The sequence below is a fragment of the Pseudomonas sp. DR208 genome (assembly GCF_019823005.1).
In the GTDB taxonomy this organism is placed as follows: Bacteria; Pseudomonadota; Gammaproteobacteria; order Pseudomonadales; family Pseudomonadaceae; genus Aquipseudomonas; species Aquipseudomonas extremorientalis.
On record NZ_CP081944.1, the window covers coordinates 3,214,055 to 3,236,661 of the forward strand.

Here is a 22,607-nt window from a genome sequence, read left to right on the forward strand (position 1 = left end):
TTTGTTTAGCGGTTCCGCGTCACGCGCCAAACGGTATTGGCCAGGTCATCGGCAATGATCAGCGCGCCTTTCGGGTCCACCGTCACACCCACCGGGCGCCCACGGGTCTTGCCGTCGTCGCCGCGAAAGCCGGTGGCGAAGTCGATGGGCTCACCGGACGGCTTGCCATTGCTGAACGGCACGAAGATCACCTTGTAGCCCACCGGGTTGTCGCGGTTCCAACTGCCGTGCTCGCCGACGAACACACCATCGGCAAACTGCTCGCCCATCTGCGGGATGGAAAAGTCCACGCCAAGGGCGGCCACGTGGGAGCCCAGGCTGTAATCCGGCTTGATTGCGGCGGCCACCTTGGCCGGGTTCTGCGGTTGGGCGCGTGGGTCGACGTTCTGACCCCAATAGCTGTACGGCCAGCCGTAGAACGCGCCTTCACGCACCGAGGTCAGGTAGTCCGGCACCAGGTCCGGGCCCAGTTCGTCGCGCTCGTTGACCACCGTCCACAGTTGCCCGGTGTCCGGCTGGATGGTCAGTGCCGTGGGGTTGCGCAAGCCAGTGGCGTAGGGCTTGTGCGCACCGGTGGCGGCATCGATCTGCCAGACCATCGCACGGTCGATCTCCACTTCCATGCCGCGTTCGGTGACGTTGCTGTTGGAGCCGATGCCCACATAAAGCTGGCTGCCATCGGCGCTCACGGCCAGGGACTTGGTCCAGTGATGGTTGATCTGCGCCGGCAGGTCGGTGACGGTGCTCGGCGGGCCGCTGGCTTTGGTCTGGCCGTCGGCGTAGTCGAAGCTCACCAGTGCGTCCTGGTTGGCCACGTAGAGTTTGCCGTTGGCAAACGCCAGGCCGTAGGGTGCGTTGAGGTTGTCGGCGAACACGGTCTTGAGTTCGTAGGTGCCGTCACCATCGGCGTCGCGCAGCAGGGTCAGGCGGTTGCCGCTCTTGACCTTGGTGTTGCCCTCGGCCTTGATCAGGCTGGCGATCACATCCTTGGGCTTGAGCTTGGCCGCACTGCCGCCACGGCCTTCGGCAACCAGGATATCGCCGTTGGGCAGCACCAGGGTCTGGCGTGGGATGGCCAGGTCGGTGGCAATCGCGGTGATGCTGTAGCCGTCCGGCACCTTGGGTTTCTGTTCGCCCCAGGGCGCAGGTTCGGCGATTTTCATGCTCGGCAACAGGCTGCTTTGCTGTTCCGGCAGCTTGGGATCGGGGCCACGGGCCTGGGTCTTGTCGCCTTCGCCACCGCAGGCACTCAGCAACAGCGCGGCGCTCAATAGGGTCAGGGTGCTGGACGTTTTCATTTGACACCTCCCGAACGCAGGCCGGTCCAGGTGGCCGCCAACGTCAGCAGCAAGACAATGGCCGACAGGATCAGGCCGCCGGGCATCGAGGCGTAGGCGTCCTTGGCATGCTGGAAGGCATTGACCAGGCCCAGTACCCAAGTGGCCAACAGCAACAGCACATAGCGGGTGGGTTGACCGGCCTTGTGCTCGGCGCGCAGCAGGTTGACCAGCGCGAACAGAAACGCGAAACCGGCGAACACCAACGCGCCGGCAATCAGCCAGGAGGCGAAGTTGGCCCATTGGATCTGGTAGGTCTGGGTGTAGGCAATGTCGCTGAGCAAGGCACCAAGAAACAACGGCACGGTGCCGGCGAGCAAGGTCGCATGCAGCGGCCCTGGGGCATATCGGTAAACGGGGAGGGTAGTCATACGGGGGCGGCTCCTTGTTGTACAACGCCCCTGGACGGGGCAGCGCATAAGAAGTGAACGCAGCGCCGGTGAGAAAGTTCAGCGTGAAACGTTTCGAAATAGTGGGAACCCGCCTGGGTCGACCCCGGACTAACCCCGTATCATTCGCTCCTTTTTCCTACGCCAGGCGCCTCCATGACTCACCCACGCATTGGCTTCGCGTGCCAATACAAACATCCCGAACGGCTACTGTCGGCCAGCGCCCAAAAGCTGATCGAAGGTCCGTTCAACCCGCGCACCACCACGTTGCGTTGGATGGACAGCGTTACACCGCAGGTGGCCCGGGACAAACTGGTGGAAGTGGTCACGCACAACCTGGCCGCTCAATTGCGCCTGCTGGCGTATGTCGCTGAATTGCCTTCGACCCTGCGCATGCTGCGCTTGAGCAGCGACCTGTTGCCGTTCTACAGCCATGCCAAAGTGGCCAGCGTCTACAAGGACCCGGCTATCGAGCGTCAATTGGTTGAGGGTTTTGCCGCCATCGGTGAGTTGGCCCGCGCCTCGGATATCCGCCTGTCATTCCACCCGGGCCAATACTGTGTACTCGGCTCCGAAAACCCCGGCGTGGTGGAAAACAGCCTCGCCGAATTCGAATACCACGCCGACATGATCCGCATGATGGGTTATGGCCGGCGCTTCCAGGACCTCAAGTGCAACGTGCATATCGCCGGCCGCCTCGGCGTGGAAGGCACCCGCGCCGTGTGGTCGCGCCTGTCGGAGGTGGCGCGCAACTGCATCACGTTCGAGAACGACGAAAAGACCTATGGCCTGGACCATTGCCTGCAAGTCGCCGACCTGGCACCGGTGGTCCTGGACATCCACCACTGCTGGATCAACGAAAACGACTACATCGACCCCTACTCGGAGCGGGTCGCCCGGGTGATTGAAAGCTGGCGCGGCGTGCGACCGACCATGCATTACTCCCAGCCCCCGGAGAGCCTGCAAGAGCTGGGCTTTGATGCCGAGCACAAGCTGGAAATGGACGCGCTGTTGCAGGTGGTGTCCAAGCGCGACCTCTACGCCCACAGCGCACAGATGTGGAACCGCTGGACCAACGATTATGCGCTGCAGTTTCTCGACCGCTTCGACATCATGCTCGAAGCCAAGGACAAGAATGTCGCGGCCCTGGCGTTCCACGATCATTGGAAACGGGGCGTTGTGTGATCAATCCATGGCAGTCATGCTGGCGGGACTGACATAAGGAACCGCCCCATGCCAACCCTGCATTTGCTCTGCGGCAAGATCGCCTCCGGCAAGTCCACGCTCGCCAAGACCCTCGCCACTGAGCACGCTGCCATTGTGCTCAGTGAAGACCACTGGCTCGCCACGCTTTACCCCGGTGAAATCCACGCCATTGCGGATTACATCAAATGCGCCCAGCGTATTCGCGGCGTACTGGGCCCCTTGGTGATCAATGTGCTGCAGTCGGGCCTCGACGTGGTGCTGGATTTCCCTGCCAATACAGTGGCCAGTCGCGAATGGCTGCTGGGGTTGGCACACGCCGCCAAGGCCCGGCACTGCCTGCACTACCTGGAACTGGATGACGCCACCTGCCGGGCCAGGCTGCATGCGCGCAACGCCCAGGGTGAGCATGACTTTGCCGCCACTGATGCTGAGTTTGATCTGATTACCCGCCATTTCAGTGTACCGAGCGAGGCTGAAGGCCTGGTGATCGAGAGGCATCACCCATGAGCCCGGCGCAATCCGTGGGGGTGGACGCCGAGGGCTTTATCCTTACGGTTCCCCACGTCCCCGTGCAGCGTGAGTTTCAGCCACTGCTCGAGGCTGCCTGCAACGTGCTCTCGCAGCCTGACTTGGGAGTGGACGGCCTTTATCTTTATGGCAGCGTCGCGCGTGGCGATGCGCTGCCGGGCGTTTCCGATCTTGATCTGACAGTGGTGCTATGTGAGCCGCCGACTTCTGCAGTTTTGGAGCGGTTGGAGCGGGTGCGATGTGACCTGGCCGTGCGGTACCCGCAAGTCACCAAGGTGGATTTCGATATCGGCAGCCGCGCACAGGTACTGGCCATCGAAAACGGCAACAGCTGGGGATTCTGGCTCAAGCACCACTGCCGGTGCGTGTGGGGCAATGATCTGTCGGCGCAGTTCGAGCGGTTTCGGCCATCACTGGATATTGCCCTGGCCGTGAACGGTGACTTTGAAGCGGTGCTCACCGCTTACCTTGGCCGCATCGCACATGCCGCCAACGAACAGGAGCGACTCCGCCTGCAGCGCGAAGCGTCACGCAAGCTGCTCAGAGCCACCCAGATACTCTGCGGTGAGCAGGCATCGTGGCCGCATACGCTGGAAATGCATGTGGCGCTGTTCGTAAAGGAGTACCCATCCAAGATGACTCAGGTGGCCTTCTTTTTGTTCGAGGCCCGGAACCCGAGTGCCGACCGTGAAACATTCACGGCTCGACTTCAGGCGTTCCAGGCCTGGATGGTTGCGCAATCGCGCATTTGAGCGTTTGCCATGTGGCGCCAGAGCACTGACTTCCTCAGGACTTGAAGCGCCCCACCAATCCATTCAATTCATCCGACAGAGTGGACAAGCGCCCCGAGTCGTCCTGCGCCGAGTTGGCCAGGCTCTCCACCAGGCGTGCCTCGTCGTAGATCTGCTGGATGTGCCGGTTGATCTCTTCGGCCACGCTGTGTTGTTCCTCGGCGGCGGCAGAAATCTGCAGGTTCTGGTCGCGGATCTCGTTCACCGACGTCTGGATACCTTCGAAGCTGTCCCGCGCACTTTCGATGGATGACACACTGGCCCGCGACAAGTCCAGGCAACTGCCCATCTTCTGGGTGACTTCCTGGGTCTTGTTTTCCAGGGTGCCGAGCAGTTGCTCGATCTCGCCGGTGGAGTCGGACGTGCGCTTGGCCAGGGCACGCACTTCATCGGCCACCACCGCGAAGCCACGGCCCTGGTCACCGGCACGGGCGGCCTCGATGGCGGCGTTGAGGGCCAACAGGTTGGTCTGTTCGGCAATCGCGCGGATGGTGCCGAGGATCTGGTTGATGCTGCGGCTGCCAGCTTCCAGTTCGACCATGGCCTGGGACGACTCGGTGAGACGGCGCCCCAGGCGGTTGACGTTGTCGGTGGTGACTTCGATCTGCTGCTTGCCCTCGGCCACGCGACGGTGGCCGTTTTCGGCGGACTCCGCGGCGCCGCTGCAGGAGCGGGCGACTTCGTTGGCGGTGGCGACCATTTCATTGAATGCGGTCGACACCAATTCAACGGCCTCGCGCTGGCGTCCGGCCGCCTCGTTCATATTGTGCGCCACCTCGCTGTTGACCTTGGAAGCGTTCTGCAAATTGGCCGACGCCGCACCGATGTGCTGGATCAGTTGGCGGATCGCCGCGAGGAACTTGTTGAACCAGCCGGCCAGCTCGGCGGTTTCATCCTTGCCCTGCACCTGCAGTTCGTGGCGCAAGTCGCCTTCGCCCTGGGCGATGGACTGCAAGCCGGTGCTGACCTGGCCGATGGGCTTGACGATGACCTTGGAGAACGCCGCCGCGATCAGCCCGAAAATCAGCACCAGCACGCCGACGATGATGGCCGTGAGGTAGGTCATGCGCGTGGCTTCGGCCATGACTTCACGGTGTTCGATCAGGCCGATATAGCGCCAGCCAAGGCCGGGGGAGGTCCACACGTTGGCCATGTAGCGCACGCCGTCGATCACCACCTCAGTAGATCCCTGAGGTGTGTCGGCCAGCTGCGCATAGGGCGCGCCCAGGTCCTTGAGCGGCTTGAAGCTGTGGGCGGCGTCACGCGGATCCACCAGCACCACGCCGTCTTCGATCAGCATCACGTAACCGCTTTCGCCCAGCTTGATGCTCTTGACCAGTTCGGTGAGGTTTTTCAGGGAGACGCTGACCACGAACACGCCCTTGGCCTTGCCGTTTTCCAGCATCGCCCGGGCGGTGCCCACCAATGCTACATCGTCCTTGTCGTAGTAATACGCGGGGGTGCGCACGGTTTTACCGGGGCTGGCCATGGCCGCCTTGTACCAGGGGCGGGTGCGCGGATCGTATTTGGCCAGTTGGGGGTCATCCGGCCATTTGGCGTAGGTGCCGTCTTCCAGGCCGATGGACAGGATCGCCGCCGCCGGGTGGGTGGCGCCAAAGCGTGCGAAGCGCTCGATCACGGCTTGCGCCTCGGCCGGCAGCGGTTGGCTGGCGGCATCGGCGGCCTGGTAGTTCTTCAGCGTGCTGACGGAAGTGTATACAGGATCAGTGGCCATCTGATCGACGTTTTGCAACGTGCCATCGAAGAACTGGCGAATGTTGCCGTCGATCTGGCGAATTTCCCGGGTGCTGCCATCGATGAACTGATCCACCGCCTGGGTCCGCGTGTTCATGACCGAAATCACGGCCACCAGGCTGACCGGAATAAATGCAACAGAGACAAATGCCAGGACCAGCTTATTTTTTATTTTCATCGAGACGACCATCAGCGTGAAGGGCGGCCAAATCGCTGCGTTCCTTGATCAGGAATCAGGCGATTTGCTATCACTGCTGTTTCGGCCTGGCACCGATAAATCTTTAGGGTTTTTTGTACACAATACAAAGTGCGTATTGTTCTGTATCCAATCAATACACATCACGCAGATAACGTTTCTGTTCGCTCATCTGTCGCCAGTACTCCACGGCGCCCTCAACGCCAAGCCCGCCGTGGTTTTGCGCGACCTGACGCAAGGCCTGGTCGACGTCCTTGGCCATGTGGCTGGCATCGCCGCAGACGTACAGCCTGGCGCCGTCCTGTAGCCAGCGCCACAGCTCGGCACCCTGTTCGCGGATGCGGTCCTGCACATACACCTTTTGCGCCTGGTCGCGGGAGAACGCCAGGCTCAGGTGGGTGAGCAGGCCATCGCGCTGCATACCTTGCAACTCGTCCTGGTAGTAGAAGTCGCTGGCGGCGTGCTGCTCGCCGAAAAACAGCCAGTTGCGCCCCTGATGACCCAGCGCCCGGCGTTCCTGCAAGAACCCACGGAACGGCGCGATGCCGGTGCCTGGACCGATCATGATCATCGGCACCTGGCCATCGCTGGGTGTGCGGAAGTGTTTCGACGGTTGCACGAATAGCGGCACTTCCCCGTCACCGACGCGGTCGGCGAGGAAGGTCGAGGACACGCCTTTGCGCTTGCCATAACGCACGGCGGCCACGGTGAGGTGCACCTCGTGCGGGTACGCCTTGGCGCTGGAGGCGATCGAATATAAGCGCGGTTGCAGGCGCTTGAGGGTGCCCAGCAGCTCGTCCGCCGAGCACTCGATGGGGTATTCCTGCAACACATCCGCCAGTTGCCGACCCCACAGCCAGTCATTGAGTTCGGCCTTGTGCTCGGGGTTGAGCAAGTGCTTGAGACCCGGGTTGACGCTGCGCTCGGCGATGAAGGCCAGGGTGTCGCTGCTGGGCCGGGCGATTTCGAAGTGCTGGGTGAGGGCCTGTTGCAACGGCACATCGCCGAAGGTGTCGATGTTCACGCAAGTACTGGCGTTCAGACGGGTGAGGTCGAGCAGTTCGCTGACCAGTTCGGGGCAGTTGCGTGGCCGTATACCCAGCGCATCCCCGGCTTCATAGGTCAGCCCGGAGTCGGCCAGGTCCAGGGCGAACTGGCGGGTTTCCTTGTGCGCGCTGTGCGGGTTGAGATGGCGGTTGAGCAGCAGGCGCGAGCCGTACAGCTTGGTTTTACCGGCGGGAGTGGCCGGTGCCACCGGTTTTGCCGGGTTGAGTGCCTGTTGGAACCGCGCCAGCCAGGCATCCGCGGCGGCTTCGAATTCAGTGTCGCAGTCCACCCGTTCCAGCAGGCGCGTTGCCCCCAGTTCCAGCAAGCGCCGGTCCAGTTGCTTGCCGTGGTTGCAGAACTGGTCGTAGTTGGCGTCGCCCAAGGCCAATACCGCAAAGCGCAACGACTCCAGGCGAGTCTCGGCGGTGCGCAGGCTATGCCAGAAACCTTCGCCGTTGTCAGGCGGGTCGCCGTCGCCAAAGGTGCTGCTGATCAGCGCCAGGGTGTGGGTGCTTGCCAGTTTGCTCGCGGGGAAATCCGCCATCGCGCTCAGTTCCACGCTGATGCCTGTTTCGCGCAGGCGCTTGGCAAAGCGTTCGGCCAGGGCTTCGGCATTGCCGGTCTGCGAGGCCCACAGCAGGGTGACGGCCGGGGAGGGCGCGGCGAGGGGTTCAGTAGGACTGAACAAGCCGGCGAGCAAGCCGTTCAGCCATAAGCGTGACGCCTCGGTCAGCGGCGCAGTCGCCGGCAGGGTCGGTACGCCGAAACCCTGGCGCGCGGCGCTGGTGTGCAAGCCGCTGAGGAAGCCGGCGAGGTAGGTGCGTTCGTTGTCGCTCAGGGGCGGTGGCGATAGGTGGCGGATGCCGGTGATGTCAGCGAAGGCGTCGAGGCGCGACATGGCGGTGTCCTCTGCTACGGAGGAAGGGAGGTCGAGGAACTGGTGGTCGATCAGCTCGACACGGCTGAGGGCGACGGCGCAGCACTTGAACTCCGGCTGCAGGGAAATCGGGTCCACCGCATCATGGGTCACTGCGTTGATCGCCAGGTGTTCGCCGAACACGTCGTTCCAGTGAAACGGCGCAAAACAGTTGCCCGGCTGCACGCGGTCGGTGACTACGGCGGGCAGCACGGCATGGCCGCGTCGGGAGCGTATTTCGACCCGGTCCTTGTCCTTGATGCCCAGGCGGACGGCGTCTTCGGGGTGCAGTTCGACGAAGGGGCCGGGGTTGAGTCTGTTCAGGGTGGCGATCTTGCCGGTCTTGGTCAGGGTATGCCATTGGTGCTGCACACGACCGGTGTTGAGTACGAAGGGAAATCCGTCGTCGGGCATCTCGGCGGGCGGCATATGCGGGCGAGCGAAGAACCGCGCCTTGCCGCTTTCGGTGGCGAAGGTGAGGGTGCCGCCATGGCGGTAGCGGATCGGGTTGCGGTGCGCTGCCTCAACCGATGCGCAGGGCCATTGCACAGGGTTTTCACGCAGGCGCGGGTAGCTGGCGCCACGGATGTCGTAGCCGGTCTTGGGGTTCCAGGCCTGTTTGATTTCTTCAAAGACCTCGGCGGCGGATGCGTAGGTGAAGGCCTCGGCAAAGCCCATCTCACAGGCGACCCGGGCGATGATCTGCCAGTCGGGCAGGGTCTCGCCGGGCGCGTCCACGGCCTTTTGCATCAGGGTCAGGTTGCGCTCGGAGTTGATCATCACGCCCTCGGCCTCGGCCCACAGTGCGCCGGGCAGCAGGATGTCGGCGTAGCGGTTGGTCTCGGTGTCGAGGAAGGCGTCCTGGCTGATCACCAGCTCGGCGGTGTGCAGGCCGTTGATCACGGTTTGCCGGTTGGGCACGCTGGCCACCGGGTTGGTGCAGATGATCCAGCAGGCCTTGATCCGGCCGGCGGCCATCTGCTCGAACATCGCCACGGTGCCACTGCCGGCCTGGCGCGGCAGGCTGTCGTGGGGGATCTGCCACAGGTTTTCGATGAAGGCGCGGTCCGCGTCCACCAACACTGAGCGCTGCCCCGGCAGGCCCGGACCCATGTAGCCCATCTCACGCCCGCCCATGGCATTGGGTTGGCCGGTGAGGGAAAACGGCCCGCTGCCTGTGCGGCAAATGGCGCCGGTGGCCAGGTGCAGGTTGCACAGCGCGTTGGTGTTCCAGGTGCCGTGGGTGCTCTGGTTGAGGCCCATGGTCCAGCAGCTCATCCACTCGGTGGCCTGGCCGATCCAGTCGGCGGCTTGGCGGATATCCGCTTCGGCGAGGCCGGTGATGGCGGCGACGTGCTCGGGGCAATAGTTCTCCAGAAATGGCGGCATCGCCTCCCAGCCTTCGGTGAAGTTCGCGATGAAGGCAGGATCGGTATGGCCGTTTTTCACCAGCAGGTGCAACAGGCCATTGAGCAGGGCCAGGTCGGTGCCGGGGTTGATCGGCAGGAACAGGTCGGCCTTGTCTGCCGTGGCGCTGCGCCGGGGGTCGACCACGATCAGCTTCGCCCCGGCCTTGACCCGGTCCATCATGCGCAGGAACAGGATGGGGTGACAGTCGGCCATGTTCGCGCCGATCACGAAGAACAGGTCGGCGCGGTCGAAGTCTTCATAGGAGCCCGGTGGACCGTCGGAACCGAGGGACAGTTTGTAGCCACTGCCGGCGCTGGCCATGCACAGGCGCGAGTTGGACTCGATGTTGGCGGTGCGCACAAAGCCCTTGGCCAATTTGTTGATCAGGTACTGGGACTCCAGCGACATCTGGCCTGATACGTAGAAGGCCAGCGCGTCCGGGCCGTGTGTGTCGAGGGTCTGGCGCAGGCGCCGGGCGGTTTCGCTGATGGCCTTGTCCATGCCGAGGCGTACGGGGTCATGGTCGCGGGCCTGGCGCACATAGGCGTTCTCCATGCGGCCGGACTCGGCGATGGCCTGGCCGCAGGTAGTGCCCTTGGTGCACAGGCGCCCGAAGTTGGTGGGGTGGGCCTTGTCGCCGATCACCTTGACCACTTTATTGTGCTCGACCTGCAGGATGATGCCGCAGCCCACGCCACAATAGGGACACACACTGCGTATGTTTTGGTTGGCCATCTGAAACCCGTATAAACAAAAAAGGCGCCTTGTAACCCTCCATTCAGAACGGGGGTTACACGGCGCCTTTGTCGTGAGAGGGCAGTCTGCGTTGACTGCCTGGTTGGAGTGTTCCTAGCAAGTCACGCGCCAGGTTTTTTTGTGGCGAGCGGGCTTGCCCCGCGTTGGGCTGCGAAGCAGCCCTGATCCAGACGCCGCGAGCTTCCAGAAAGATCGCGGCGTTTTCCTTTAGGGCCGCTACGCGGCCCAACGCGGGGCAAGCCCGCTCGCCGCAGAAGGGGTTTGTGCACTTTTATGACGCGAGGTGCACCAGTTGGAGGCGATTACGCGCAGTTTCATCGCCGTTGTTTTGCGTGTGATGCCTTGAGTGCGGGCTTTGTCTTCGCTTGGCACAGACCCTGCAAGCTCCCCATCAACCCACCTCGGTCAACGACGATCGACAACCAGGGCAATAGCGGTGAATCCGGCGCAGTCGCCTGATCCGAACCCGCACAAGAACAGGCAAAGACGCCTGGAACCGCAAGGTTTCAGGCGTTTTTTTTTGCTTTTAAAACCGTGATGAGCGTTGTCAGGTGCTTACTATGAATTCTCTCAAAACCTTGATCGTCGTCGGCAATGGCATGGTCGGCCACCACTGTGTGGCGCAACTGATCGAACGCGGCGCGCTGGCTCACTACCGTTTGCACGTGTTCAGCGAGGAGCCGATGCGCGCCTATGACCGGGTGCATCTGTCCGAGTATTTCACCGGGCGCGATGCCGAGTCGCTGGCGCTGTCCGACGCTGCGCTGTACCAGACGCCGGGGGTGACCCTGCACCTGGGCGTGCCGGTGCTGGAGATCGACCGCGCCCGCTGTGAAGTGATCACCGCCGACGGCTGTGTCGCCTACGACAAGCTGATACTGGCCACCGGTTCCTATCCGTTCGTGCCGCCGATCGAAGGCGCCGAGGGCGACTCACGCCTGGTGTATCGCACCCTTCAAGACCTGGATGCGATCCGCAAGGCCGCCGCCAATGCCCGACGCGGTGTGGTAGTGGGCGGTGGCCTGCTGGGCCTGGAAGCCGCCAATGCGCTGAAAAGCCTGGGCCTTGAAGCCCATGTGGTGGAGTTCGCGCCGCGCCTGATGCCGGTGCAACTGGATGACTTCGGCGGCCTGGCGCTCAAGGCGCAGATCGAGCGGCTGGGCGTGGGCGTGCATTTGTCACGGGCGACCCAGTCGATCAGCGCCGGCGAGCAGTACCGCTACCGCATGAACTTTGCCAATGACGAATTCCTCGAAACCGACCTGATCGTGTTCTCCGCCGGCATCCGCGCCCAGGACGCACTGGCCCGCCAGGCCGGCCTGGACATCGGTCCGCGTGGCGGTGTGGTGATCAACGATGAATGCCTGAGCTGCGACCCGAATATCTACGCGATTGGCGAGTGCGCTTCCTGGAACGGCAGCCTGTTCGGCCTGGTCGCGCCGGGCTACCAGATGGCGCGGGGCGTCGCCGCGCTGCTCTGCGCGCAAACCGCCGAGCCGTTTGTGGGCGCCAACATGTCGACCAAGCTCAAGTTGCTCGGCGTGGACGTGGGGTCCATCGGCGACGCCCATGCGCACACGCCCGGGGCGCGCAGCTATCAATTCATCGACGAGGCCAGTGCCAGCTATCGGCGCCTGGTGGTGGATGCTTCGGGCAAGCAGGTGATCGGTGCCGTATTGGTCGGCGATAACAGCTACTACGACACGTTGCTGCAGTACATGCAGAACGGCATCGCGTTGCCGTCTGAACCGGCCAGCCTGATCCTGCCGTCTTCCAGCGGCGCACCCACCCTCGGCCCCGGTGCGCTGCCGGAATCGGCTACCGTATGCTCTTGCCATAACGTGACCAAAGGCGCGATCTGCTCTGCCATCGACGGCGGTTGCAGCGACCTCGGCCTGCTCAAGTCGCAGACCAAGGCCTGCACCGGTTGCGGCGGCTGCGCCGGGTTGCTCAAGCAGGTGTTCGAGCATGAGCTGATCGCCCGTGGCGTGAGTGTCGACAAGAGCCTGTGCGAACACTTTGCCCATACCCGCCAGGAGCTGTACGCGCTGGTGCGCGTGGAAGGCATCGTCACCTTCGACGAACTGCTGGCCAAACATGGCCGTGGTCACACTGGTTGCGACGTGTGCAAGCCGGCGGTGGGCTCGATCCTGGCGTCGTGCTGGAACCAGCCGATCATGGATCCGTCCCTGGTGCCGTTGCAGGACACCAACGATACGTTCATGGCCAACATGCAGAAGAATGGCACCTACTCGGTGGTGCCGCGTATTCCGGGTGGCGAGATCACTGCCGACAAACTCATTGTGATCGGTGAAGTGGCGAAGAAATATGACCTCTACACCAAGATCACCGGCGGCCAGCGCATCGACCTGTTTGGCGCACAGCTGCACGAGTTGCCGGATATCTGGGGCGAATTGATCGCGGCCGGTTTCGAGACCGGCCATGCGTACGGCAAGTCCACGCGTACGGTGAAGTCCTGCGTGGGCAGCACCTGGTGCCGCTACGGCGTGCAAGACAGCGTGAAAATGGCGCTGCTGATCGAAGACCGCTACAAGGGCCTGCGTTCGCCGCACAAGCTCAAGTTCGCGGTGTCCGGTTGCACCCGCGAGTGCGCCGAAGCCCAGAGCAAGGATGTGGGCGTGATCGCCACCGAGAAAGGCTGGAACCTCTACATCGCCGGCAACGGCGGCATGCGCCCGCGCCATGCGGAGCTGTTCGCCACCGACCTGGATGACGCCACGCTGATTCGCTACATCGATCGCTTCCTGATGTTCTACATCCGCACCGCCGACAAGCTGCAGCGCACCTCGGTGTGGCGCGAGAGCCTGGAAGGCGGCCTGGATTTTCTCAAGGACGTGATCCTGCACGACAGCCTGGGCCTGGGCGCCGAACTCGAAGCGCAGATGCAACGGGTGGTCGACCGCTACGAATGCGAGTGGGCCAACGCCCTCAAGGACCCGGAAAAACTCAAGCGCTTTCGCACCTTCGTCAACGACAAACGCCCCGACCCGGACATCCACTTCGTCCAGGAACGCGGCCAGCGCCGGCCAATCATGGCCGCCGAACTCAACCTGATTGCCGCCACCGAGGAGATTGCCTGATGAGCCAAGCCACTACCCAACGCAACCTGGCCACCTGGACGCAGGTGTGCCGCGAGCAAGACCTGGTGAGCAACTCCGGCGTGGTGGTGTGGCTGGACGGCGCGCAAGTCGCACTGTTCTATCTGCCGGGCGCGCAGGCGCAGACGCTGTATGCCATCGACAATCACGACCCGCAGTCGGGGGCGAATGTGATCGGTCGCGGTTTGATCGGCAGCATCAAGGGTGACCTGGTGGTGGCGGCGCCGATCTACAAGCAACATTACCGCCTGGCAGACGGGCAGTGCCTGGAGGCGCCGGAGCAGCGCTTGCGGGTATGGCCGGTGCGGTTGAACGGTGGGGTGGTGGAGTTGGCGTTGGATTGATGCCGTGCGCGGGCTTGCTGAGGTGAACGGGCTTGTTGTGGCAAGCCCGCTCGCCACAGCAAACCTGCAGATGGATGGCTTCAGGAAATACCCTTCGTCGCACGCACGGAATCCTCCTTGATGTCCTCGGCAAACTTGCGCATCAGTCGCACCAGGTTGTCGAAATCGCCTTCCTCCCAGGTGGAGAAGATCGACATACCGATCCTTTCCCGCGCGTCATCGACGCGGTCGGTCATGGCCTTGCCTTTCTCGGTGATCACCGACTCGCGCACACGGCGGTCGAGTGCGCTTGCCTGGCGCGTAACCAGCCCCTGGTTTTCCAGCTTCGCCACCTGCCGGCTGACCGTGGTGTAGTCGCGGCCCACGCGGTCGGCGAGTTCGACCACGCCAATCGGCCCCAGGCGCTCGACCAGCACCAGCAACGGAAACAGGGCGCGGTCCAGGGAAATCCCGGCTTCGCGCACCATTGCTTCGTCGCGCTGAGGGCGGTTCATCACCCCTACGATCTCGACCAACGAGCCATGCAGGTCACGCAGCTGGGCGGATATATGTGCCTTTTGCACGCTTTTAATTGACACGGTGTTGGCCTCTCTTAATATGTGCGTATTGCACATATAGGTGATCCATATGAAAGCGCAATTGGCTGTCGATGTACTGATTTGCGGTGCCGGTGCCGCCGGCCTGACCCTGGCGATCGACCTGGCGAGAAGGGGCATCAGCTTCCGCCTGATCGAAAAAAACCACCAGCCATTCCAGGGCTCACGTGGCAAGGGTATCCAGCCCAGGTCCCAGGAAGTCTTCGAGGACCTGGGGATTCTCGACCGTTTGATGGCGGAGGGTGGAGTCTATCCGACTGACCGGCGCTACCGCGACGATGGCAGCTACAGCGATGCCGAATTCACTGCATCCAAGGCGCCGACACCGGCCGAGCCCTACCGGCAACCCTTGATGGTGCCGCAGTTTCTGACGGAACAGGTGATGCGCGAGCGCCTGCTTGAACTGGGCCACTGGCCTGAGTTCGGTTGTGAGCTGGTCGGCTTCGAACAGGATTCCGATGGCGTCACCGCCAGGCTGGCCGGCCAGGGCGGCGAAGAAAGCCTGCGTGCCCGCTGGCTGGTGGGGGCCGATGGTGGTCGCAGCTTTGTCCGGCATGCGCTGGCTATCGGCTTCCCCGGCAAGACCCTGGGCGTGCGCGCCCTGGTGGCGGATGGGGTGCTTACCGGCCTGACGCGTGAGGCCTGGCATCGCTTTGGCGAAGGGGATATGCAACGCCAGATTGCGATCTGTCCGCTGGCTGGCACCGACCTGTTCCAGCTTCAGGGGCCGATCCCGGCCGAGGGCGACATCGACTTCAGCGCCGAAGGGCTCACCGCACTGATCGCCCAACGCACCGGTCGCGCCGATGTCCAGGTGCACAGCGTGAGCTGGTCATCGGCCTACACCATGAATGCACGCCTGGCCGATCACTACCGCCTGCGCCGGCTGCTGCTGGTGGGTGACGCCGCGCATATCCACCCGCCCACCGGGGGCCAGGGCCTCAACACCAGTGTGCAGGACGCCTACAACCTCGGCTGGAAGCTGGCAGCGGTGGTGCAGGGCGCCCCCGAGGCTTTACTCGATACCTATGAAGAAGAGCGCCGGCCGGTGGCCGCCTCCGTGCTCGGTTTGTCCACCAGACTGCTGGGAGAAATGCAGCACGGCGAACTGCGCCGGGGCAGGGAAGTGCATCAACTGGACATTGGCTACCCCGAGTCCTCACTGGCGTTGCAGCACCCCGTGCGTAGCGGCATTGCAGCGGGCGACCGGGCGCCGGACGCGCCGGTCCGAGGTGCCGCCGGGCAGGTGCTGCGGCTGTTCCATCTGTTCCAGGGCACGCACTGGACACTGCTGGGGTATGACGTCACGCGTGATTCAGTGCCCGCTTGGCCGGGCGTGCAGGTCCATATCGTTGGGCCTGAGGGAGATGTGATTGACGAGCAAGGTCAGTTTCAACGTGCCTACCAACTGGCGATTGGCGAGTGGGTGCTGGTGCGGCCTGATGGGTATATCGGCGCGATTGTAACGTCCGGGCAACGAGAGGAACTGGAGTCTTATCTGTTGGTTCACGCCGGGATAAGCCCGGCGGCCTGATAACTCTGGATCAGTTCGTCATATAAACTGATATCGAGGCGCGTGCGGGCCGTTTTATGACTGGACGCATGCGCTGCCACATGCCGAAAGCGAGCATGGAGACCTGCGCAAGGCGATTCGCTTGCCGGTCTGATGCGTCATGCTCACAACCTATCCAGGATTTCAGTGGTCTCTACAACCTTGGCATAGTCCATCGCCAGATTGCTCAGCGACAGCGCATGCACATCCTCGGCCGGCCACAGGCGCCCGGACAAATCGGTCTGGTCGAAGGTGTAGCAGGTGTCGGCAACCACCGTCACCTCAAAACCCAGGTTGCCGCCCGAACGTGCGGTGGACTCGACCGAGTTGTTGGTGATCACGCCGACGATCACCAGTTGGCGGATCCCACGCGCATGCAGCCAGCGCTCCAGACCCGTGGCCGTGAAAGCATCCGGGACGTTCTTTTCCACCACGTGCTCATGCGCCAGCGGTTGCAGGGTCGGCTGGAACTCGCAACCCGGTTGGCCCGGCCAGAACACCGAGTCGGGCGAGCGGGATATGTGGCGGATGTGCACCACCGTGCGGTTGGACTGCCGCCACGCCTGCAGCAGGCGCTGTATCTGCGCTTCGGCGCCGGGGTTGTTGCGTCGCCCAAGCTTCGGCTGGTTCATGCCTTGCTGCATGTCGATGATCAGCAGTGCGGCATTGCTGGCTAACGGTGGCATGGTGCATCCCTTTGCTCGTGAGGTTCGCAACATATCAGCCAACCTGGGCACCCAGACAGCGATTTGTTCGAAGCCAGATAGCCCCGTCGCCACCCGGCGAATATAAACGGTCATGAGGCGTGGGTTTACTGGAAGGCCATTGCTCGAAAAAGGAATACCGGCATGATCCGCAAGGCATTACCCGACGACGCAAGGGCCATTGCCCAGGTGCATATCAGCAGTTGGCAGGACGCCTATCGTGACCTGATGCCGGCCGAGTATTTGAGCGGGTTGCAAGCGACCCTGGCGCAGCGTGAATCCTTCTGGATGCGCTCGATTGAGTCGGACGAGCCCAAGGTTTGGGTCGCGGAGGTGGACGGACAGATGGTCGGTTGGATATCGGTCGGTGCCAGCCGTGACGAGGAGGCTGCGGGTGCCAACACCGGTGAGGTCATGGCCATCTATGTGTTGGCCGGGTACTGGCAAACAGGCGTGGGGCTGGCGTTGTGGACGGCCGGCGTTGAGTATCTGAGCGAGCAGGGCCATCAGGGCCTGACACTTTGGGTGTTGAGCCGTAATGAACGAGCTATACGGTTTTATCGCAGGGCGGGCTGTGTCGCAGACCCTGGCACTGAGCGCAACCTGGTGAGAGGCGGTGCAACACTCGAGGAAGTCAGGTATCGGTTGGTCTTTTCTGCACAACAGGGTTGACACATCCAGCTAGCAAGCTGGGCCAACCCCCGGAACGCTCTGACGAACATAATAATTGTCGAATTCACTGCTTTCGACGAATTGGAAGCCATGGCGGATGTAAAAGCGATTCGAAGCGCTGTCTTTGAGAGCTCCAACTCTAATAGGGAGCGCAACCGCATCCGCTACTTTAAAAATCTGAGTGAGAACAACAGAGCCTATACCTGATCCTTGCGCGCTCGGTCTCACATACAAGTGGTCGAGCAAGAGTTCATTGTGGTGATGCTTGACCACTACAAAACCAACCCTCTCTCCAAGTACCTCGATGTAGTGTGTGTTGCGAGCTTCAAAACCGCTAAGAAACCGCTCTCGCGCGCGAACCGGATCAAATCGCCCGACACGCTCCAGACTTTCACGCATAGCCTCAATTCGAATGGCTACGAGATTGTCCAGGTCGTCTTGTTGAGCTGGGACCAGAATGACTGGGGAATTTAGATCGGGTGTGACGGGCATATTTTGCGCTCTATTTACCACCATGGAAGGCCAGTATGGAGAGCCTGATATGTGGTTCCCAAGTCAGCCTCACTGAATTGCCCCTGATTTCCCGGCGGCATCCGACAGGCTCCGTGTGGCCGTTTTATGCCTGTCGCGAGAGGCAGCTATTTCCGCCACCCATGAAAACACCTTAAACCAAACTTTCCCGACCAACACAACTCACATGCCCAACCCCCGCCGCCTGCAACCGTGCCACCAGATCCTCCCGCGCTGCGCGCCCACCTTCACGCACATATTCAAGCTCCGCCGCCGTGATCAACACCACCGGCACCAGTTGCACCGGTGAGAGCGGCATGTCGTCGAGGCGGGTAGGGAAGTCCGGGGCGGGTCCGCCCAGCAGGACGCCGGTGGCGTCGTCTGCGGTGACGAACAAGTTGGGCAACTGATCGCTCATCAGGTGCGACTGGCTGAAACCGGGCAGCTCCAGGGAGAGGACGCCATGACTTTCCAGTTGCTGGGTGATGCCGCCGGCGTTGGCGACGGTTTTGGCGACGTGTTCGAGCAGTTCGAATGCCCAGCTATGGCGTAGCGGGTCGACGTGTCCGAGGTTGCCGCGGGCATTTTCGGGGATGTCGGGGGTTTCCAGGAACAGTTCCATTTCGAAGCCATTGCCGAGGCCTTCGGCATCGTCGAACGGGTCGGATAACCCTTCGGTTGCCAGCACGATGCTGTTGGCGCGGCGTACCACGCGGTAGGCCTGGCGCGTGGACGGCCAGTGAGGGCCGCCGGTGAAGCTAGGGCTGATCAGGTAGGCGAGGACGTCTTGTTCGACGGTGCCCACAGACTGCCAGTGACGGTCCAGGCATTCGGCGCTGGCCAGGCGTGCGGCCAGGTTGGCGCTGTCGGGGTCGGGCGAATCCACTTCAGCCACTGGTGGGGTATCGACTGTTTTTGACGAGCCGAACAGTTTCTTGAAGAAATTCATGGGCAGTCCTTTGCTGGAGGGAGAGCGCTTCAGGGATGGTTCAGCGCATTCACATAAGCGCGAAACATATCAGCCATCCCCTCGGCATACACAGCGATTTCTTGCGCCGTGCGTGGGCTGCAAGAAAAATCCTTACCCACCGAACTGAGCGTTGTGAGAATCAAGTCGCAGGCCAGCGCGCGCGTCTGCTCGGAGACCTGAGGCAGTAACTCCAGCATGAATGCGTCGAAAGTCTCCCGGCTCGCCGCCCTGACTTCCAGCGCTTCCGGTGCATCGCGATAGAGCGGCGCCGCATCGCTCAATGCCCCGCGCATCTGCGCTTCCTCGCATTCCGACTGGATAAAGGCATGCACCAACGTGCGCAGGCGATCCAGCGGTGCTTCATCGTGTTTCTCCAGGATGTTGCGCAGCATCCGGGTGGTCTGTTGCCACTCATCACTTTGCAAACGGAACAGAATCGCCGCTTTGTTGGGGAAGTATTGGTACACCGACCCTACGCTCACGCCGGCCTTTTCAGCGACCCGAGCGGTGGTGAAACGGGTGGCGCCTTCCTTGGCCAAAACCTGAACAGCCGCTTCGAGAATCGCCGCCACCAGCTCGGTGGAACGCGCCTGTTGTGGCTGTTTGCGCGTGGAAATACACGGGGGCTGACGGCGGGTCATACGGGGCTCCGTAAGCAGGGCGAATGCGAATAGCGAAGGATGGGAATCACTCGCATACTTTTAATGCGACGAATGAGTCGCATCTTAGCCCCAACCCTACGGAAATCCATTATGTCGAGTCTGACCACTGCGCCTTTGGCGCCCCTGATCGAACGTCTTTATACCCAAGCCAGCGCCGCTACCAGCCCCTTGGTGAACTCGGTATCCAAGGAGGAACGCGATCGGCTGATGCGCAGCAAGACAGAATACGTGGCGCTGTATTCGCTGCTCAAGGACCTGTGGCTGCCGGTCTCGCGGGACACCGGCAAGCTGCTCTACCTGTTGGCGCGCAGCAGCAAGGCGCGGGCGATTGTGGAGTTTGGCACGTCGTTCGGCCTGTCCACCTTGCACCTGGCCGCTGCGCTGCGTGACAACGGCGGCGGTGTGCTGATCGGCAGCGAATTCGAAGCCTCGAAGATTGCCCTGGCGCGTGAGCACTTCATCGAAGGTGGGGTGAGTGACTTGATCCATATCCGCGAAGGCGACGCACTGGTCACCCTGGCCAGCGACCTGCCGGACAGTGTGGACTTGCTGCTGCTGGACGGCGCCAAGACGCTGTATGGCGACGTGCTGGGCCTGGTGGAAAAGCACCTGCGCCCCGGCGCGCTGGTGGTGGCGGACAACACCGATTACTGCCCTGAATACCTGGCCCACGTACGCGCCCCGGAGAACGGCTACGTGTCTGTACCGTTTGCCGATGACATCGAACTGTCCATACGGCTCAGCGCCTGCTGAATGCCAACCGCGCTGCAAACACTATGAAGATCATTCCAGTGGTGCGGTCCATCCACTGGATGACCTTTTCCCGGCGCAGGAAACCGGACAGCGGCTGCGTGGCACCCATCAACACCAGTGACCACACCAGGCCGAGCAGCACATGGATGCCCACCAGGCCGAACGTCCACAGGATCAACGGCTGGCCCTGGGGGATGAACTGCGGCAGGAACGACACATAGAAAATCCCCACCTTGGGGTTGAGCACATTGCCCAGCATGCCCTTGATAAACCAGTTGCCGGCCGGCTTGCCCTGCACCTCGGCGCTGGCCAGTGAGCGGCGCGGACGCAACAGCATGTTCAACCCCAGCCAGGCCAGGTACGCGGCGCCGCAGTACTTGAGCAGGTTGAAGGCGACTTCCGACACAGCGATCAGTGCGCCCAGACCGAAGGCAACCGCTGCGCCCCACAGCAGGCAGCCGGCGTTGATGCCCAGCGTAGCTTGCAGCGCCTGGCGCTTGCCTTCCACCGTCGCCGTCCTGAGCACCAGGGCTGTATCGAGGCCGGGTGTGAGCGTGAGCAGGGTGGCGGCGAAGGTGAAGGCGAGGAGGTTATCCGTGATGGACATGGGCGGGCTTCGTGATTGGGTGGAGGTGAACCCAAGCATACTATGTTGTAGTGAAGGAGATTGTTGTGGCGAGCGGGCTCGCCCCGCGTTGGGCTGCGCAGCAGCCCCATCAATGAGAGCTGCGATGTGTCAGGTATTCCTCAGTGTCTGGTTTTGGGGCTGCTATGCAGCCCAACGCGGGGCAAGCCCGCTCGCCACAGGTCACCGGTTAGCTACAGGACACCGGCTAGCCACAACAAACCGGCTAGCCAGGTGTTCAGCAAAGGCTCAGCGGTTGAACCGCTCCACCAACGCATACTGGGTGGACGCAGTGTTCGTCAGTTCCTTGCTCAGGTCCGTGGATTGACGGGCCTGGGTCGACGTCTGGTCGGCCAGTTCGGCGATGGTGGTGATGTTGCGGCTGATCTCTTCGGCTACCGCGCTCTGTTCCTCGGTGGCGGCAGCGATCTGGGTAGTCATGTCGGTGATATGCGACACCGCCTCGCTGATGCCCACCAGGGCCTGGTCGGCTTCGAGTACCCAGGCCACGCCTTCCTGGGCCTGGCGTTGACCGTTCTCCATGCTTTGCACGGCGTTGTTGGACGACGCCTGCAGTTGGGTAATCAGCCCGTGGATCTGGGTGGTGGATTGGGACGTGCGCTGTGCCAGTTGGCGCACTTCATCGGCGACCACGGCAAAGCCACGGCCTTGCTCACCGGCCCGCGCTGCTTCGATGGCGGCGTTGAGGGCCAGCAGATTGGTCTGGTCGGCAATGGCCTTGATCACGTCCACCACGCTGCCGATTTCGTCGCTGTCCCGCGCCAGTTGCGCTACGGTCGCGCCGGTTTCGCTGACCACGCTGGACAAACGTTCGATGGCCTCACGGGTGTCCCGTGCCACTTCACGGCCGCGCCCGGTCAGCACATTGGCTTGCTGGGTGGCATCCGCCGTGCGCTGGACGTGGCTGGCGACTTCCTGGGTAGTGGCGGCCATTTGGTTGACGGCGGCCGAGACCTGTTCGGTTTCGACGCGCTGGCGGTCCAGGCCCTTGGAGCTGGCGGTGGCCAACTGATCGGATTGCCCGGCCAGGGCGCTCAATTGTTCGGCACTGTCCTGCAGGCGGGTGAGGCAGGTTTTCAGGCGCGCGGCCTGGCTTTGGAACGCAGTTTCCAGGCGTGCCTGTGGCCCGCTGGCGTCGCTGTACATCTGGGCGATCAAGGCGTCCGAAGTCGAGGGTTCTACGCCCTGCAGCAGGCGCAGTGTGCTGCCTTGGCGCCAGCGTGAGCAGAGCACGCCCACCGGCACCGCGACGGCGACGGCCACGGCAATTGCGAGCGGCGCGTCGAAGAACAGACCTGCGAGGCTGCCGGCCACTGCGGTGGCCACGTAAGGCACGCAACCGAGTGCTGCCGGCAGCCAGGCGTCCTGGCGCGGGACGGCCGGTTTGCCTTGGCTGATCCGTTGATACAGGGCCTGGGCCCGGCGGATTTCATCGGCCGTGGGCTTGACCCGCACCGACTCGAAACCGACGACCTGGCTGCCATCGAAGATCGGCGTGACGTAGGCGTTGACCCAATAGTGATCGCCGTTTTTCGAGCGGTTCTTGACGATGCCCATCCACGGCAGGCCTTGCTTGAGCGCACCCCACATGTGCGCAAACACGGCGGGTGGCACATCCGGATGGCGCACGATGTTCTGCGGCGCGCCGATCAGGTCGGCGCGTTCAAAGCCGCTGATGTCGACAAAGGCGTCGTTGCAGTAAGTGATGACCCCTCGGACATCCGTGGCGGAGATGAGTTTTTGCGAAG

At 62.6% G+C, this 22,607-nt stretch carries 19 protein-coding genes and 1 pseudogene; 8 read left to right on the top strand and 12 right to left on the bottom strand.

Annotated features, from left to right (window positions below; translation table 11 throughout):
* Window positions 1–5: 5 nt before the first annotated feature.
* Both K5K89_RS14625 and K5K89_RS14630 read right to left on the bottom strand, forming a co-directional pair.
* Window positions 6–1,298 (bottom strand): PQQ-dependent sugar dehydrogenase, encoded by a 1,293-nt coding sequence (locus tag K5K89_RS14625; RefSeq protein ID WP_093513353.1) that lies wholly within the window; start codon window positions 1,296–1,298, stop codon window positions 6–8.
* Window positions 1,295–1,708, bottom strand: a complete 414-nt coding sequence (locus K5K89_RS14630; RefSeq protein ID WP_071487887.1) for a DUF2231 domain-containing protein — start codon at window positions 1,706–1,708, stop codon at window positions 1,295–1,297. The genes K5K89_RS14625 and K5K89_RS14630 overlap by 4 nt, the downstream gene beginning before the upstream one ends.
* 174 nt (window positions 1,709–1,882) lie before the next feature.
* Between K5K89_RS14630 and K5K89_RS14635 the strand changes: the two genes are divergently transcribed.
* From K5K89_RS14635 to K5K89_RS14645, 3 genes are read left to right on the top strand one after another with little or no spacing between them, the layout of a single operon-like run.
* The gene (locus tag K5K89_RS14635) at window positions 1,883–2,911 is read left to right on the top strand and encodes a UV damage endonuclease UvsE (RefSeq protein WP_222539608.1); all 1,029 of its coding nucleotides are present in this window, start codon (window positions 1,883–1,885) and stop codon (window positions 2,909–2,911) included.
* A gap of 48 nt (window positions 2,912–2,959) precedes the next feature.
* The gene (locus K5K89_RS14640; RefSeq protein ID WP_071487885.1) at window positions 2,960–3,439 is read left to right on the top strand and encodes an AAA family ATPase; all 480 of its coding nucleotides are present in this window, start codon (window positions 2,960–2,962) and stop codon (window positions 3,437–3,439) included.
* The gene (locus tag K5K89_RS14645) at window positions 3,436–4,212 is read left to right on the top strand and encodes a nucleotidyltransferase domain-containing protein (protein WP_071487884.1); all 777 of its coding nucleotides are present in this window, start codon (window positions 3,436–3,438) and stop codon (window positions 4,210–4,212) included. The genes K5K89_RS14640 and K5K89_RS14645 overlap by 4 nt, the downstream gene beginning before the upstream one ends.
* A 34-nt stretch (window positions 4,213–4,246) precedes the next feature.
* Here K5K89_RS14645 and K5K89_RS28980 read toward each other — a convergent pair whose 3' ends face one another.
* The 3 genes and pseudogenes from K5K89_RS28980 to K5K89_RS14655 form a co-directional block, all read right to left on the bottom strand.
* Window positions 4,247–5,014 (bottom strand): methyl-accepting chemotaxis protein, encoded by a 768-nt coding sequence (locus K5K89_RS28980; RefSeq protein ID WP_371322060.1) that lies wholly within the window; start codon window positions 5,012–5,014, stop codon window positions 4,247–4,249.
* A gap of 87 nt (window positions 5,015–5,101) precedes the next feature.
* Window positions 5,102–6,196: pseudogene (locus K5K89_RS28985) on the bottom strand (cache domain-containing protein); the annotation flags it as partial.
* A gap of 139 nt (window positions 6,197–6,335) precedes the next feature.
* Window positions 6,336–10,310 carry a bifunctional nitrate reductase/sulfite reductase flavoprotein subunit alpha gene (locus K5K89_RS14655; RefSeq protein WP_222539609.1) on the bottom strand — a complete coding sequence of 1,325 codons (3,975 nt, stop codon included), beginning with the start codon at window positions 10,308–10,310 and terminating at the stop codon, window positions 6,336–6,338.
* A 581-nt stretch (window positions 10,311–10,891) separates the two neighbouring features.
* Here K5K89_RS14655 and nirB point away from each other — a divergent pair.
* Both nirB and nirD read left to right on the top strand, forming a co-directional pair.
* Window positions 10,892–13,432, top strand: coding sequence for a nitrite reductase large subunit NirB (nirB, locus tag K5K89_RS14660; RefSeq protein WP_222539610.1), 2,541 nt, complete (start codon window positions 10,892–10,894; stop codon window positions 13,430–13,432).
* On the top strand, window positions 13,432–13,794 hold the full coding sequence (nirD, locus tag K5K89_RS14665; protein WP_071487881.1) for a nitrite reductase small subunit NirD: 363 nt from the start codon (window positions 13,432–13,434) through the stop codon (window positions 13,792–13,794). The genes nirB and nirD overlap by 1 nt, the downstream gene beginning before the upstream one ends.
* A gap of 80 nt (window positions 13,795–13,874) precedes the next feature.
* Here nirD and K5K89_RS14670 read toward each other — a convergent pair whose 3' ends face one another.
* Window positions 13,875–14,372, bottom strand: a complete 498-nt coding sequence (locus K5K89_RS14670) for a MarR family winged helix-turn-helix transcriptional regulator (protein WP_261400627.1) — start codon at window positions 14,370–14,372, stop codon at window positions 13,875–13,877.
* Window positions 14,373–14,421: 49 nt separating this feature from the next.
* Between K5K89_RS14670 and K5K89_RS14675 the strand changes: the two genes are divergently transcribed.
* Window positions 14,422–15,924, top strand: coding sequence for an FAD-dependent oxidoreductase (locus K5K89_RS14675; protein ID WP_222539611.1), 1,503 nt, complete (start codon window positions 14,422–14,424; stop codon window positions 15,922–15,924).
* A gap of 143 nt (window positions 15,925–16,067) precedes the next feature.
* Here the strand turns inward: K5K89_RS14675 and K5K89_RS14680 are convergent, their stop codons facing one another.
* On the bottom strand, window positions 16,068–16,628 hold the full coding sequence (locus tag K5K89_RS14680; RefSeq protein WP_222539612.1) for a cysteine hydrolase family protein: 561 nt from the start codon (window positions 16,626–16,628) through the stop codon (window positions 16,068–16,070).
* A 162-nt stretch (window positions 16,629–16,790) separates the two neighbouring features.
* Between K5K89_RS14680 and K5K89_RS14685 the strand changes: the two genes are divergently transcribed.
* Window positions 16,791–17,318, top strand: coding sequence for a GNAT family N-acetyltransferase (locus K5K89_RS14685; protein WP_222539613.1), 528 nt, complete (start codon window positions 16,791–16,793; stop codon window positions 17,316–17,318).
* 9 nt (window positions 17,319–17,327) lie between these two features.
* On the opposite strand, the gene K5K89_RS14690 is transcribed toward K5K89_RS14685, so the two are convergent.
* From K5K89_RS14690 to K5K89_RS14700, 3 genes are all read right to left on the bottom strand, one after another.
* Window positions 17,328–17,810: a GNAT family N-acetyltransferase gene (locus K5K89_RS14690; RefSeq protein ID WP_222539614.1), complete on the bottom strand. Its 483-nt coding sequence runs from the start codon at window positions 17,808–17,810 to the stop codon at window positions 17,328–17,330.
* 172 nt (window positions 17,811–17,982) lie between these two features.
* Window positions 17,983–18,777: a suppressor of fused domain protein gene (locus K5K89_RS14695; RefSeq protein WP_222539615.1), complete on the bottom strand. Its 795-nt coding sequence runs from the start codon at window positions 18,775–18,777 to the stop codon at window positions 17,983–17,985.
* A gap of 29 nt (window positions 18,778–18,806) precedes the next feature.
* A complete protein-coding gene (locus K5K89_RS14700) occupies window positions 18,807–19,439 on the bottom strand; it encodes a TetR family transcriptional regulator (protein WP_071488120.1) in 633 nt (210 codons plus the stop codon).
* A gap of 111 nt (window positions 19,440–19,550) precedes the next feature.
* On the opposite strand from K5K89_RS14700, the gene K5K89_RS14705 reads away from it, so the two are divergent.
* Window positions 19,551–20,213 (top strand): O-methyltransferase, encoded by a 663-nt coding sequence (locus tag K5K89_RS14705; protein WP_071488121.1) that lies wholly within the window; start codon window positions 19,551–19,553, stop codon window positions 20,211–20,213.
* Here K5K89_RS14705 and K5K89_RS14710 read toward each other — a convergent pair.
* Together K5K89_RS14710 and K5K89_RS14715 are read right to left on the bottom strand one after the other, a co-directional pair.
* Complete coding sequence (locus tag K5K89_RS14710; protein WP_222539616.1) at window positions 20,200–20,820, bottom strand: LysE family translocator; 621 nt, start codon at window positions 20,818–20,820, stop codon at window positions 20,200–20,202. The two genes, K5K89_RS14705 and K5K89_RS14710, sit on opposite strands and share 14 nt — an antisense overlap.
* Before the next feature lie 267 nt (window positions 20,821–21,087).
* Window positions 21,088–22,593 carry a methyl-accepting chemotaxis protein gene (locus tag K5K89_RS14715; protein ID WP_371322059.1) on the bottom strand — a complete coding sequence of 502 codons (1,506 nt, stop codon included), beginning with the start codon at window positions 22,591–22,593 and terminating at the stop codon, window positions 21,088–21,090.
* Window positions 22,594–22,607 lie beyond the last annotated feature (14 nt).

Bases quoted from the DNA above. Each gene is read 5' to 3' on its own strand.
- K5K89_RS14625 (WP_093513353.1), bottom strand. From the start codon at position 1,298: ATGAAAACGTCCAGCACCCTGACCCTATTGAGCGCCGCGCTGTTGCTG.
- K5K89_RS14630 (WP_071487887.1), bottom strand. From the start codon at position 1,708: ATGACTACCCTCCCCGTTTACCGATATGCCCCAGGGCCGCTGCATGCG.
- K5K89_RS14635 (WP_222539608.1), top strand. From the start codon at position 1,883: ATGACTCACCCACGCATTGGCTTCGCGTGCCAATACAAACATCCCGAA.
- K5K89_RS14640 (WP_071487885.1), top strand. From the start codon at position 2,960: ATGCCAACCCTGCATTTGCTCTGCGGCAAGATCGCCTCCGGCAAGTCC.
- K5K89_RS14645 (WP_071487884.1), top strand. From the start codon at position 3,436: ATGAGCCCGGCGCAATCCGTGGGGGTGGACGCCGAGGGCTTTATCCTT.
- K5K89_RS28980 (WP_371322060.1), bottom strand. From the start codon at position 5,014: ATGAACGAGGCGGCCGGACGCCAGCGCGAGGCCGTTGAATTGGTGTCG.
- K5K89_RS14655 (WP_222539609.1), bottom strand. From the start codon at position 10,310: ATGGCCAACCAAAACATACGCAGTGTGTGTCCCTATTGTGGCGTGGGC.
- nirB (WP_222539610.1), top strand. From the start codon at position 10,892: ATGAATTCTCTCAAAACCTTGATCGTCGTCGGCAATGGCATGGTCGGC.
- nirD (WP_071487881.1), top strand. From the start codon at position 13,432: ATGAGCCAAGCCACTACCCAACGCAACCTGGCCACCTGGACGCAGGTG.
- K5K89_RS14675 (WP_222539611.1), top strand. From the start codon at position 14,422: ATGAAAGCGCAATTGGCTGTCGATGTACTGATTTGCGGTGCCGGTGCC.
- K5K89_RS14680 (WP_222539612.1), bottom strand. From the start codon at position 16,628: ATGCCACCGTTAGCCAGCAATGCCGCACTGCTGATCATCGACATGCAG.
- K5K89_RS14685 (WP_222539613.1), top strand. From the start codon at position 16,791: ATGATCCGCAAGGCATTACCCGACGACGCAAGGGCCATTGCCCAGGTG.
- K5K89_RS14690 (WP_222539614.1), bottom strand. From the start codon at position 17,810: ATGCCCGTCACACCCGATCTAAATTCCCCAGTCATTCTGGTCCCAGCT.
- K5K89_RS14695 (WP_222539615.1), bottom strand. From the start codon at position 18,777: ATGAATTTCTTCAAGAAACTGTTCGGCTCGTCAAAAACAGTCGATACC.
- K5K89_RS14700 (WP_071488120.1), bottom strand. From the start codon at position 19,439: ATGACCCGCCGTCAGCCCCCGTGTATTTCCACGCGCAAACAGCCACAA.
- K5K89_RS14705 (WP_071488121.1), top strand. From the start codon at position 19,551: ATGTCGAGTCTGACCACTGCGCCTTTGGCGCCCCTGATCGAACGTCTT.
- K5K89_RS14710 (WP_222539616.1), bottom strand. From the start codon at position 20,820: ATGTCCATCACGGATAACCTCCTCGCCTTCACCTTCGCCGCCACCCTG.